Annotated in this window: 12 protein-coding genes; 9 read left to right on the top strand and 3 right to left on the bottom strand. The window is 57.6% G+C overall.

The window, feature by feature from the left end; all coding sequences use genetic code 11:
- Positions 1-226: 226 nt before the first annotated feature.
- Complete coding sequence (locus MMG91_RS17435) at positions 227-661, bottom strand: YhcB family protein (RefSeq protein WP_305446845.1); 435 nt, start codon at positions 659-661, stop codon at positions 227-229.
- A gap of 144 nt (positions 662-805) precedes the next feature.
- Here MMG91_RS17435 and MMG91_RS17430 point away from each other — a divergent pair, with 144 nt between their 5' ends.
- The 3 genes from MMG91_RS17430 (at position 806) to zapE (ending at position 4000) form a co-directional block, all read left to right on the top strand.
- Positions 806-1435 (top strand): alpha/beta fold hydrolase, encoded by a 630-nt coding sequence (locus MMG91_RS17430; RefSeq protein WP_310660245.1) that lies wholly within the window; start codon positions 806-808, stop codon positions 1433-1435.
- 24 nt (positions 1436-1459) lie between these two features.
- Positions 1460-2815: a tryptophan--tRNA ligase gene (locus MMG91_RS17425; protein ID WP_310660244.1), complete on the top strand. Its 1356-nt coding sequence runs from the start codon at positions 1460-1462 to the stop codon at positions 2813-2815.
- Between the two features lie 90 nt (positions 2816-2905).
- A complete protein-coding gene (gene zapE, locus MMG91_RS17420) occupies positions 2906-4000 on the top strand; it encodes a cell division protein ZapE (RefSeq protein ID WP_038981618.1) in 1095 nt (364 codons plus the stop codon).
- Between the two features lie 488 nt (positions 4001-4488).
- On the opposite strand, the gene MMG91_RS17415 is transcribed toward zapE, so the two are convergent.
- On the bottom strand, positions 4489-5385 hold the full coding sequence (locus tag MMG91_RS17415; RefSeq protein WP_177409330.1) for a GlxA family transcriptional regulator: 897 nt from the start codon (positions 5383-5385) through the stop codon (positions 4489-4491).
- A 244-nt stretch (positions 5386-5629) separates the two neighbouring features.
- Between MMG91_RS17415 and MMG91_RS17410 the strand changes: the two genes are divergently transcribed.
- Positions 5630-6766, top strand: coding sequence for an acyl-CoA dehydrogenase family protein (locus MMG91_RS17410; protein WP_038981619.1), 1137 nt, complete (start codon positions 5630-5632; stop codon positions 6764-6766).
- A 103-nt stretch (positions 6767-6869) separates the two neighbouring features.
- Here the strand turns inward: MMG91_RS17410 and MMG91_RS17405 are convergent, their stop codons facing one another.
- Entirely contained in the window at positions 6870-7910 is a 1041-nt protein-coding gene (locus MMG91_RS17405; RefSeq protein WP_310660243.1) for an NADP(H)-dependent aldo-keto reductase, read from the bottom strand.
- Positions 7911-8155: 245 nt separating this feature from the next.
- Between MMG91_RS17405 and rplM the strand changes: the two genes are divergently transcribed.
- The 5 genes from rplM to MMG91_RS17380 all read left to right on the top strand — a co-directional run bounded on the left by rplM (position 8156) and on the right by MMG91_RS17380 (position 11845).
- Positions 8156-8584, top strand: a complete 429-nt coding sequence (gene rplM / locus MMG91_RS17400) for a 50S ribosomal protein L13 (RefSeq protein ID WP_007905295.1) — start codon at positions 8156-8158, stop codon at positions 8582-8584.
- Between the two features lie 14 nt (positions 8585-8598).
- Positions 8599-8991 carry a 30S ribosomal protein S9 gene (rpsI, locus tag MMG91_RS17395; RefSeq protein ID WP_002555064.1) on the top strand — a complete coding sequence of 131 codons (393 nt, stop codon included), beginning with the start codon at positions 8599-8601 and terminating at the stop codon, positions 8989-8991.
- A gap of 267 nt (positions 8992-9258) precedes the next feature.
- Positions 9259-9852, top strand: coding sequence for a ubiquinol-cytochrome c reductase iron-sulfur subunit (gene petA, locus MMG91_RS17390; protein ID WP_007905300.1), 594 nt, complete (start codon positions 9259-9261; stop codon positions 9850-9852).
- Positions 9852-11063: a cytochrome bc complex cytochrome b subunit gene (locus tag MMG91_RS17385; protein ID WP_310660242.1), complete on the top strand. Its 1212-nt coding sequence runs from the start codon at positions 9852-9854 to the stop codon at positions 11061-11063. Before petA ends, MMG91_RS17385 begins: the two co-directional genes overlap by 1 nt.
- Positions 11063-11845 carry a cytochrome c1 gene (locus MMG91_RS17380; RefSeq protein WP_310660241.1) on the top strand — a complete coding sequence of 261 codons (783 nt, stop codon included), beginning with the start codon at positions 11063-11065 and terminating at the stop codon, positions 11843-11845. The genes MMG91_RS17385 and MMG91_RS17380 overlap by 1 nt, the downstream gene beginning before the upstream one ends.
- Positions 11846-11963 lie beyond the last annotated feature (118 nt).

Here is an 11963-nt window from a genome sequence, read left to right as displayed (position 1 = left end):
ATAATCAGTATTGCAAAAATGGGGGTGACCATAGATTTTTTGTGCCGCCTGTACTGACCTCTTCGCGGGCAAGCATGGCTGTCACAACATTTCGCTCATCGCCGATCCATTGTGGGAGCGGGCTTGTCCGCGAAGAGGTCTGAACAGGCGATGAAACACTTCAGAAATGAAAAAGCCCCCGGACAATCACTCGTCCGAGGGCTTTTTCATGTCGCGCGAAACCTGATTACTTCTTCAGGCCGTAATGCTCATCGAGCATGCCCGGCGCGTTCGGGGCTTTGGGGGCGTAGTCGCGAGGCGGTTCCTGATCGCGCGGTGGCGTCAGACGTTCCCGTGGAGCCTGCGCCGCGTCGGCGTGCAGGGCAGCCAGCAAACGTTGGCGAGTCTGCTCGTCCAGGGCCAGACGGTTGGCGCCCTCGGCGAGATGCTCCTGCACTTCCTGATAGCTCTGAGTCAGTTTCTTGACCAGTGTTGCAGTGCTGTTGAAGTGGGTGACCACTTCGTTCTGATAATTGTCAAAACGTTCCTGAATATCATCCAGCTGACGTTGCGTGCGGTTAGGCGCGGCATTCGGCACCAGGCGAGCGATCAGGAATCCAATGGCGACACCCACAACCAGGGCAAGAGTCGGCAACAACCAAACTAAGAGCGAGTGTTCCACGAGTCCTTCCTCTATAAACGGCTTTGCTTTACGTTAACGGCTCGAACCTGCGCTGTATACCGCGATTCACTCGCAATAGATTGGCACAGACAATTGGCTAGACGAGTCGACCTGATTCGAGGTCACGGAGTTCCTTCCTTGCTTATGCGCGAAACCCCTGTAGTGATTGATGGCCCGGTCGGTCAACTGGAAAGTTTGTACCTGGATAATGAGCAGCCGCGCGGCATTGCGCTGATCTGCCATCCGAACCCGGTGCAGGGCGGCACCATGCTCAACAAAGTGGTCTCGACCCTGCAGCGCACTGCCCGCGATGCCGGTTTGATTACCCTGCGTTTCAATTACCGTGGCGTCGGCGCCAGTGAAGGCACGCACGACATGGGTACTGGCGAAGTCGACGATGCCCAGGCGGCGGCCGAGTGGTTGCGGGCCAAGCATCCTGATGTGCCCCTGACCCTGTTCGGTTTCTCCTTCGGCGGATTTGTTGCAGCAAGTCTCGGCGGGCGCCTGGAAGCCAAGGGCGAACAACTCAAGCATTTGTTCATGGTCGCGCCCGCCGTCATGCGCCTGGGCGATCAGGATCAACTGCCGCAACAATGCACATTGACCCTGATCCAGCCGGAAACCGACGAAGTGATCGATCCGCAGCTGGTTTACGATTGGTCCGACGCACTCGATCGCCCCCATGAGCTGCTGAAAGTGGCAGAATGCGGACACTTTTTTCATGGCAAGCTGACCGATCTCAAGGATCTGATCCTGCCGCGTCTTTCGAATTGATTGCAGTCTGACAAGCGATTACCCATGACGACTCGTACCCGTATCCTCACCGGCATCACCACCACCGGCACGCCGCACCTGGGCAACTACGCCGGCGCCATTCGCCCGGCGATCCTGGCCAGCCGTGACAACAATGCCGATTCGTTCTACTTCCTGGCCGACTACCACGCCCTGATCAAATGCGATGACCCGCTGCGCATCCAGCGCTCGCGTCTGGAAATCGCCGCAACCTGGCTGGCCGGTGGCCTGGACGTGGACCGGGTGACGTTCTATCGCCAGTCCGACATCCCGGAAATCCCGGAGCTGACCTGGCTGCTGACCTGCGTGGCCGCCAAGGGCCTGCTCAACCGCGCCCATGCCTACAAGGCCTCGGTGGACAAAAACGTCGAGACCGGCGAAGACCCGGATGCCGGTATCACCATGGGCTTGTACAGCTACCCGGTGCTGATGGCGGCGGACATCCTGATGTTCAACGCTCACAAAGTGCCGGTCGGTCGTGACCAGATCCAGCACGTGGAAATGGCCCGTGACATCGGGCAGCGCTTCAACCACTTGTTCGGCCAGGGCAAAGAGTTCTTCACCATGCCCGAAGCACTGATCGAGGAAAGCGTCGCCACCTTGCCAGGGCTCGACGGTCGCAAGATGTCGAAGAGCTACGACAACACCATTCCGTTGTTCAGCAGCGCCAAAGAGATGAAAGACGCGATTTCGCGGATCGTTACCGACTCCCGTGCCCCGGGCGAAGCCAAAGATCCGGACAACTCGCACCTGTTCACCTTGTTCCAGGCTTTCGCTACGCCGGCACAATCCGACGAATTCCGCAGCGAATTGCTCCAGGGCCTGGGTTGGGGCGAGGCGAAGAATCGTCTGTTCCAACTGCTCGACAGCGAATTGGGCGAATCCCGCGAGCGTTATCACCAGCTGATCGAACGCCCGGCGGATCTGGAAGACATTCTGCAACTCGGCGCCAAGAAAGCTCGCGCTGTGGCGACGCCGTTCCTCCACGAACTGCGTGAAGCGGTCGGCCTGCGTTCTTTCGTCGCTCAGACCCAAGTCGCAGCGACCACCAAGAAGAAAGCAGCGAAAGCCGCGCGTTTCGTCAGCTTCCGTGAAGACGACGGCAGTTTCCGCTTCCGTCTGCTGGCGGCCGATGGCGAACAACTGTTGCTCTCGCGCAACTTCGCCGACGGTAAAACCGCAGGGCAAGTGACCAAGCAACTGCAATCCGGTCAAGCCTTGGACGTGCGCAGCGAAGACCTGAGCTTCAGCGTCTGGCTGGAAGGCGAGTGCGTTGCCGACAGCCCGGCCTTCGCCGACAGTACTGCTCGCGATGCTGCCATCGGTGCTTTGCGCGTTGCCCTGACACCGGTTCAGGAATAATCAACGGCTCGGTCCGACCAAGGGCCGATTGCCATTCCCACGGGCCGTCGCTACAGTGACGGCCCGTTTTTGTTGCCTTGCTAACGAATTATGACGCCCCTAGAACGATATCAAGCTGATCTGAAACGCCCGGAATTCTTCCATGACGCCGCCCAGGAAACTGCCGTGCGCCATTTGCAGCGCCTGTACGACGATCTGGTCGCAGCCTCGCAAAACAAACCGGGCCTGCTCGGCAAACTGTTTGGCAAGAAAGACCAGGCACCGGTCAAGGGCCTGTACTTCTGGGGCGGCGTTGGTCGCGGCAAGACTTACCTGGTCGACACCTTCTTCGAAGCGCTGCCGTTCAAGGAAAAGACCCGCACTCACTTTCACCGCTTCATGAAGCGCGTGCATGAAGAGATGAAGACTCTAGGCGGGGAGAAAAACCCGCTGACCATCATCGCCAAGCGTTTCTCCGACGAGTCGCGAGTGATTTGTTTCGATGAGTTCTTCGTTTCCGACATTACCGACGCGATGATTCTTGGCACGTTGATGGAAGAGTTGTTCAAGAACGGCGTGACCCTGGTCGCGACGTCGAACATCGTGCCGGACGGCCTGTACAAGGACGGCCTGCAGCGTGCGCGTTTCCTGCCGGCCATTGCGCTGATCAAGCAGAACACCGAGATCGTCAACGTCGACAGCGGCGTCGATTACCGTCTGCGCCACCTCGAGCAAGCGGAGCTGTTCCACTTTCCGCTGGATGACGCTGCCCAGGAAAGCTTGCGCAAGAGCTTCCGGGCCCTGACGCCGGAATGCACGGCAGCCATCGAGAACGACGTTCTGGTGATCGAGAATCGTGAAATCCGTGCTGTGCGCACCTGTGATGACGTGGCCTGGTTCGACTTCCGTGAACTCTGCGACGGCCCACGCAGCCAGAACGATTACATCGAACTGGGTAAAATTTTCCATGCCGTGTTGCTCAGCAATGTCGAGCAGATGAGCGTCACCACCGACGACATCGCCCGACGTTTTATCAACATGGTCGACGAGTTTTACGACCGTAACGTGAAGCTGATCATTTCTGCCGAAGTCGAGCTCAAAGACCTCTACACCGGTGGTCGCCTGAACTTCGAGTTCCAGCGTACGCTTAGCCGTTTGCTGGAAATGCAGTCGCACGAATTTCTGTCACGGGCGCATAAGCCGTAGGACATTTCGGAAAATAAAAAAGGGCCTGCATATGCAGGCCCTTTTTTGTGCTTCGAATGATCGTTCCCACGCTCCGCGTGGGAATGCATCCCGTGACGCTCCGCGTCACATTCAGAAGCGGACGCCGAGCGTCCATGGCGGCATTCCCACGCGGAGCGTGGGAACGATCAGTCGAAGCACAAAAAAGGGCCTGCATATGCAGGCCCTTGGTTGTGCTTCGAATGATCGTTCCCACGCACCGCGTGGGAATGCATCCCGTGACGCTCCGCGTCACATTCAGANTCTGTCACGGGCGCATAAGCCGTAGGACATTTCGGAAAATAAAAAAGGGCCTGCATATGCAGGCCCTTTTTTGTGCTTCGAATGATCGTTCCCACGCTCCGCGTGGGAATGCATCCCGTGACGCTCCGCGTCACATTCAGAAGCGGACGCAGAGCGTCCATGGCGGCATTCCCACGCGGAGCGTGGGAACGATCATTAAAGGCGGATTATGCCGCTTGCTGAAACTGCTGCCGATACTGGTTCGGCGACAACTCCGTGTGCTGGCGGAACAGCCGGGCGAAGAAGCTCGCATCGTCGTAACCGACTTCATAGCTGATGGTCTTGATGCTCTTGCGGCTGCCGGACAGCAAGCCCTTGGCGGTTTCGATGCGCAGTCGCTGCAGGTAATGCAGCGGTTTGTCGCCGGTGGCGGTCTGGAAGCGGCGCATGAAGTTGCGGATGCTCATGCCGTGTTCGCGGGCCACGTCTTCGAAGCGGAACTTGTCGGCGAAGTGTTCTTCGAGCCAATGCTGGATCTGCAGGATGATCACGTCCTGGTGCAGTTTCTGCCCGCCGAAACCGATCCGCCCCGGCGCATAGCTGCGCTGTACTTCGTAAAGAATGTCGCGGGCCACGGCCTGGGCCACGTTGGCGCCGCAAAAGCGCTCGATCAGGTAGATGTAGAGATCGCAGGCCGAGGTGGTGCCGCCGGCGCAATACAGATTGTCGGCATCGGTCAGGTGTTTGTCCTGATTGAGCTGAATCTGCGGGAAGCGCTCGGCAAACGCATTGAAGAAACGCCAGTAGGTCGTCGCTTCCTTGCCATCGAGCAACCCGGCTTCGGCCAGCCAGAACACGCCGGTGGCCTCGCCACACAACACGGCGCCGCGTGCATGCTGCTGACGCAGCCACGGCAGGACCTGTGGATAACGTTTGCAGAGGGTGTCGAAATCGTCCCAGAAGGCGGGAAGGATGATGACGTCGGCATTTTCCAGGCCGCCGTCCACCGGCATGATCACATCGCTGAAGCTGTTCACCGGTTTGCCGTCGGGGCTGACCAGCCGGGTTTCAAACGCCGGTGTCAGGCCGTGGCCCAGTTGTTTGCCATAGCGCAGGCTGGCCAGATGGAAGAAATCCTTGGCTTGCATGAGGGTGGAAGCGAAAACCCGGTCGATAGCCAGGATGCTGACGCGCCGCAAGGGCGTGGAGACGTGGTTAGACATAATTCAACTTTATTCTTATAGGGGAAAGTGGTCACCAGACGGCTGGATCGTCTTATTTTTTGTCGGATGTGTCCAGTGTCCTGTATCGGAAGCGAGGCTTAGTCTCTAAAGGTCAATTCCGGCTAACAATAACGACAGGTGCCGCATGATCCCCAGAACCTTGTTCAGCTCCGAGCACGAACTTTTTCGCGACAGCGTGCGAACGTTCCTAGAAAAAGAGGCCGTGCCGTTCCATGGGCAATGGGAAAAACAAGGCTATATCGACCGTAAACTCTGGAACAAGGCAGGGGAGGCGGGGATGCTCTGTTCGCATTTACCGGAAGAATACGGCGGGCTGGGGGCTGACTTTCTCTACAGCGCGGTGGTGATCGAAGAGGTCGGCCGCCTCGGTTTGACCGGGATCGGCTTTTCTCTTCATTCGGACATTGTGGCGCCTTACATCCTGCATTACGGCAGTGAGGCGCTGAAGCACAAATACCTGCCAAAACTGGTGTCTGGCGAGATGGTCACCGCGATTGCCATGACCGAGCCGGGTGCCGGTTCCGACCTGCAAGGGGTGAAAACCACCGCTGTGCTGGATGGCGACGAATACGTGATCAACGGTTCGAAGACCTTCATCACCAATGGCTTTCTGGCTGATTTGGTGATCGTCGTGGCCAAGACCGATCCGAAGGCGGGGGCGAAGGGCACCAGTCTGTTTCTGGTGGAGGCCAATACGCCGGGTTTCGCCAAGGGCAAGCGTCTGGAAAAGGTCGGCATGAAGGCTCAGGACACCTCGGAGCTATTCTTCCAGGACGTTCGGGTGCCGAAGGAAAACCTGCTGGGTCAGGCCGGGATGGGCTTCGCTTACCTGATGCAGGAACTGCCGCAGGAGCGTCTGACGGTCGCGGTGGGTGGCTTGGCGTCAGCCGAAGCGGCGTTGCAATGGACGCTGGATTACACCCGTGAGCGCAAGGCTTTCGGCAAGGCCATCGCCGACTTCCAGAACACCCGCTTCAAACTCGCTGAAATGGCGACCGAAATCCAGATCGGCCGGGTTTTCGTCGATCGCTGCCTGGAACTGCATCTGCAAGGCAAGCTCGACGTGCCGACAGCGGCGATGGCCAAGTACTGGGGCACCGACCTGCAATGCAAGGTGCTCGACGAGTGTGTGCAGTTGCATGGCGGTTACGGTTTCATGTGGGAATACCCGATCGCCCGGGCGTGGGCGGATGCGCGGGTGCAGCGGATTTATGCCGGGACCAATGAAATCATGAAGGAGATTATTGCTCGGTCGCTGTAATTTGCAGTGACTGGGCGGACGCCATCGCGGGCAAGCCACGCTCCCACAGGTTTGTGATTTCCTGTGGGAGCGTGGCTTGCCCGCGATTGGGTCTATGGATCAATCAAGGAGCAGGATTCGGCTGATCCTGGTGAATCGCCTCGATCCCCGCCAACACTTCGTCGGAAAGTTTCAGCTCGAAGCTGGCAATGTTGCTGTCCAGTTGCTCAAGCGTGGTGGCGCCAATGATGTTGCTGGTGACGAACGGTTGCTGTGTGACGAAGGCCAGTGCCATCTGCGCCGGATCCAGGCCGTGTTCACGAGCCAGTGCCACATAACGGCTGCACGCCGCTTCCGATTGCGGATTGAAATAGCGGCTGAAGCGGCTGTAGAGGCTCAGACGACCTTTGGGCGGACGTGCGCCACCTTCGTATTTGCCCGACAGGAAGCCGAACGCCAGCGGCGAGTAGGCGAGCAGACCGCACTGTTCGCGGATGGCGATTTCCGCCAGGCCGATTTCGAAGCTGCGATTGAGCAGGTTGTAGGGGTTCTGGATCGATACGGCGCGCGGCCAGCCACGGGCTTCGGCGAGGGCGAGGAAACGCATGGTGCCCCATGGGGTTTCGTTGGACAGGCCGATGTGGCGGATCTTGCCGGCCTTGACCTGTTCGTCCAGTGCTTCGAGGGTGTCTTCCAGCGGCGTGAGGTTGACTTCGCTCGTGTGCTTGTAGCCCAGTTGCCCGAAGAAATTGGTGCTGCGTTCCGGCCAGTGCAACTGATAGAGGTCGATGTAATCGGTCTGCAAGCGCTTGAGGCTCGCATCCACGGCCTGGACGATGTGCTCGCGGTTGTGCTTGAGGTTTTTGTCGCGGATGTAATCGATGGTGTTGCCGGGGCCGGCGATCTTGCTCGCCAGGATCCAGTCGGCGCGATCGCCGCGGCTTTTGAAGTAATTGCCGATGTAGCGCTCGGTGGTGGCGTAGGTTTCGGCCTTGGGCGGCACCGGGTACATCTCGGCGGTGTCGATGAAATTGATCCCGGCGCTCTTGGCCCGTTCGATCTGGGCGAAGGCTTCAGCCTCGCTGTTTTGCTCGCCCCAGGTCATGGTGCCGAGGCAGATTGCACTCACGTTCAGATCGGTACGGCCTAGCTGGCGATAGTCCATCGGGTGCTCCTTGGGCAAAACAATCATAAAAGCAGGTTGAATTATTTTTCGCAATCTGCATAATTGCGCACCTCTTTCTGCAGTGGAAGTGATGCGCCGCCGCCGAAGAATCTTGCCGTTGAACGGACGCGCCGACCCGAGCCCCCGAAAGCGTCTGTATCCGGCTGCCTTTGACTTGTCAAAGTACGCACTATTCAGTAAGATCCGCCGTCTAATTTACAGGGCGGCCCCTGAGGCTATAAAGAATGAAAACTTTTACTGCTAAACCGGAAACAGTACAGCGCGACTGGTTTGTCGTCGACGCTGCAGGTCAGACCCTGGGTCGTCTGGCCACCGAAATCGCGAGCCGTCTGCGTGGCAAGCATAAAGCTGAGTACACTCCTCACGTTGACACCGGCGATTACATCGTCGTTATCAATGCCGAGCAGATTCGTGTAACCGGTGCTAAAACCACCGACAAAATCTACTACTCCCACTCCGGTTTCCCGGGCGGCATCAAGTCGATCAACTTCGAAAAGCTGATCGCTAAAGCCCCTGAGCGCGTGATCGAGACCGCGGTCAAAGGCATGCTGCCTAAGAACCCGCTGGGTCGCGACATGTATCGTAAGCTGAAAGTCTATGCGGGCGCTGTACACCCTCATACTGCTCAGCAGCCCCAAGAACTGAAGTTTTAACGGAATAGTTCATTATGTCGGCGACTCAAAATTACGGCACTGGCCGTCGCAAGACCGCAACCGCACGCGTTTTCCTGCGTCCGGGTACTGGTAACATCTCCATCAACAACCGTTCGCTGGATAATTTCTTCGGCCGTGAAACTGCCCGCATGGTAGTTCGTCAGCCGCTGGAATTGACTGAGACTGTCGAGAAGTTCGACATCTACGTCACCGTGATCGGCGGTGGTGTAAGTGGTCAAGCTGGCGCAATCCGCCACGGTATCACTCGCGCACTGATGCAGTACGACGAAACCCTGCGTGGCGCTCTGCGCAAAGCTGGCTTCGTTACTCGCGATGCTCGTGAAGTTGAACGTAAGAAAGTTGGTCTGCGTAAAGCGCGTAAGCGTCCGCAGTACTCGAAGCGTTAATTCGCTTTCGCGTTCAAAAAGAACGCCCAGTTTCCTCGCGAAGCTGGGCGTTTTTTTATGGGCGCGATTTATCAATGAATTGCGCTGTGACAACTTGCCACATCCGCAGAAGCCCTATACTGCAAGGCTTGGCAGTGGAGCCCCTCGGTAATTACCTTGTCAGAATTGGGGCTTTTCATTACCATTCGGCAAAATTTTTATAAGTTCAGATTTTTACTTAGTAGACGCCTGATTTAACAGGCCACAAAGCTGATGGGAGAGGACTGAATGAGCAATGACGGCGTGAATGCAGGCCGGCGTCGCTTCTTGGTAGCAGCCACATCCGTGGTGGGTGCTGCAGGAGCGGTGGGGGCTGCGGTCCCGTTCGTGGGGTCATGGTTTCCCAGTGCCAAGGCGAAAGCTGCAGGTGCACCGGTGAAAGTGAATGTCAGCAAAATCGAGCCAGGTCAGCAGATGATTGCTGAGTGGCGCGGCCAGCCGGTGTTCATTGTCCGCCGTACCGAGGAAATCCTGGGGAATCTGAAAAAGATCGAGGGCCAGCTGTCTGACCCGACCTCCAAGAACTCGACGCAACCGACCTATGTCGACCCGGAGACGCGTTCGATCAAGCCAGAAGTTCTGTTGCTGATCGGTATCTGCACACACCTGGGTTGCTCACCAACTTTCCGTCCAGAAGTGGCACCTGCAGACCTGGGCAAGGATTGGGTGGGTGGTTATTTCTGCCCTTGCCACGGTTCTCACTACGATTTGGCTGGCCGCGTCTACAAGTCGCAACCCGCGCCTTTGAACCTGCCAGTTCCCCCGCATTCCTATGAGACCGATGACATCATTGTCATTGGCGTCGATACGGAGAAAGCGTGATGAGCAAGTTCATGGATTGGGTTGATGCGCGCTTCCCCGCGACCAAAATGTGGGAAGACCATCTCAGCAAGTACTACGCCCCGAAGAACTTCAACTTCTTCTATTTCTTTGGTTCCCTCGCACTGCTCGTTCTGGTCAACCAGATCGTTACCGGTGTCTGGCTGACGATGAGCTACACCCCGTCGGCGGAAGAAGCGTTTGCTTCCGTCGAATACATCATGCGCGACGTCGAGTACGGCTCTATCCTGCGCCTGCTGCACTCCACTGGCGCTTCGGCGTTCTTCATCGTGGTCTATCTGCACATGTTCCGTGGCCTGCTCTACGGTTCGTACCAGAAGCCGCGTGAGCTGGTGTGGGTGTTCGGCATGCTGATCTACCTGGCGCTGATGGCTGAAGCCTTCATGGGTTATCTGCTGCCGTGGGGCCAGATGTCCTACTGGGGTGCCCAGGTGATCATCTCGCTGTTCGGCGCGATCCCGGTCATCGGGAACGACCTGACCCAGTGGATTCGTGGTGACTACCTGATTTCCGGTATTACCCTGAACCGCTTCTTCGCTTTGCATGTGGTTGCCCTGCCGATCGTGATCCTCGGTCTGGTGGTGGTGCACATTCTGGCGCTGCACGAAGTCGGTTCGAACAATCCGGATGGCGTCGACATCAAGAAGCACAAAGACGAAAACGGTATACCGCTGGACGGCATTGCCTTCCACCCGTACTACACCGTGAAAGATATCGTCGGCGTGGTGGTGTTCCTGTTCATCTTCTGTTCGATCGTGTTCTTCTTCCCTGAAATGGGCGGCTACTTCCTCGAGAAGCCGAACTTCGAGCAGGCCAACCCGTTCAAGACCCCTGAGCATATCGCTCCGGTCTGGTACTTCACCCCGTACTACGCGATTCTGCGGGCGGTTCCAGACAAGCTCCTGGGCGTTATCGCCATGGGCGCGGCCATCGCTGTGCTGTTCGTCCTGCCATGGCTGGATCGCAGCCCGGTCAAGTCGATGCGCTACAAAGGCTGGCTGAGCAAGATCTGGCTCTGGGTGTTCTGCATCTCGTTCGTGATCCTGGGCGTGTTGGGTGTTCTGGCTCCAACTCCAGGCCGTACGTTGCTGTCGCAGGTATGTACCTTCCTGTACTTCGCCTACTTCATTCTGATGCCGTTCTACACCAGGCTCGAGAAGACCAAACCGGTTCCGGAAAGGGTGACTGGCTGATGAAAAAGCTATTTGCTGTAATGATTCTTGCGGCTATGCCCGTACTGTCTTTCGCATCGACATCGGGTGGCCCGGAGCTGGAGAAGGTCGATATCGACGTTTCTGACAAGGCTGCCATGCAGGACGGCGCACGTACGTTCGCCAACTATTGCATGGGCTGCCACAGCGCCAAGTTCCAGCGCTACGAGCGTGTTGCCGATGATCTGGGCATTCCTCACGAGCTGATGCTTGAGAAGCTGGTGTTCACCGGCGCCAAGATCGGTGACCACATGAACATCGGCATGCAGCCGGCTGACGCCAAGACCTGGTTCGGTGCGGCGCCGCCCGACCTGACACTGGTGGCTCGTGTTCGTGGCACAGACTGGCTCTACGGCTACCTGCGTTCGTTCTATGAAGACCCGTCGCGTCCTTGGGGTGTGAACAACAAGGTGTTCCCGAACGTCGGCATGCCTAACGTTCTGGTCGGCCTGCAGGGTCGTCAGGTGGTAGGCTGTAAACAAGTTCAAGTCGTCGAAGACGGCAAGAAGCAATACGATCCGCTGACCGGCACCGCTTTGACCCATGAAGCCTGCGATCAACTGACTGTATTGCCGAAAACCGGCACGCTGAACGAAGAGCAGTTCGACGAGAAGGTCAAGAATCTGGTGACCTTCCTGGCCTACTCGGCCAACCCGGTGAAGCTGCAGCATCAGCGCATCGGTACCTATGTGTTGCTGTACCTGGCGTTCTTCTTCGTATTCGCTTACTTGCTCAAGCGTGAATACTGGAAAGACGTCCATTGATAGAGCTGTAAGCCATTGCTGTTAATCGCGCGCGCCCAGGGGCGTCTCTGAAGGTGTAACGAGTCTGGTGATCCAGGCGTTACGGGAGGCGCCCTCTGGGCGCGCGTGTTTTTCCGTT

Origin of the sequence: Pseudomonas sp. JL3, assembly GCF_031570575.1 — a bacterium.
In the GTDB taxonomy this organism is placed as follows: Bacteria; Pseudomonadota; Gammaproteobacteria; order Pseudomonadales; family Pseudomonadaceae; genus Aquipseudomonas; species Aquipseudomonas cucumis.
This window is presented reverse-complemented; position numbering and strand designations above follow the sequence as displayed.

Excerpts from the sequence above, each read along its gene's own strand:
- zapE (WP_038981618.1), top strand. The coding sequence starts at position 2,906 with ATGACGCCCCTAGAACGATATCAAGCTGATCTGAAACGCCCGGAATTC.
- MMG91_RS17425 (WP_310660244.1), top strand. The coding sequence starts at position 1,460 with ATGACGACTCGTACCCGTATCCTCACCGGCATCACCACCACCGGCACG.
- petA (WP_007905300.1), top strand. The coding sequence starts at position 9,259 with ATGAGCAATGACGGCGTGAATGCAGGCCGGCGTCGCTTCTTGGTAGCA.
- MMG91_RS17410 (WP_038981619.1), top strand. The coding sequence starts at position 5,630 with ATGATCCCCAGAACCTTGTTCAGCTCCGAGCACGAACTTTTTCGCGAC.
- MMG91_RS17430 (WP_310660245.1), top strand. The coding sequence starts at position 806 with ATGCGCGAAACCCCTGTAGTGATTGATGGCCCGGTCGGTCAACTGGAA.
- rplM (WP_007905295.1), top strand. The coding sequence starts at position 8,156 with ATGAAAACTTTTACTGCTAAACCGGAAACAGTACAGCGCGACTGGTTT.
- MMG91_RS17380 (WP_310660241.1), top strand. The coding sequence starts at position 11,063 with ATGAAAAAGCTATTTGCTGTAATGATTCTTGCGGCTATGCCCGTACTG.
- MMG91_RS17405 (WP_310660243.1), bottom strand. The coding sequence starts at position 7,910 with ATGGACTATCGCCAGCTAGGCCGTACCGATCTGAACGTGAGTGCAATC.
- MMG91_RS17385 (WP_310660242.1), top strand. The coding sequence starts at position 9,852 with ATGAGCAAGTTCATGGATTGGGTTGATGCGCGCTTCCCCGCGACCAAA.
- rpsI (WP_002555064.1), top strand. The coding sequence starts at position 8,599 with ATGTCGGCGACTCAAAATTACGGCACTGGCCGTCGCAAGACCGCAACC.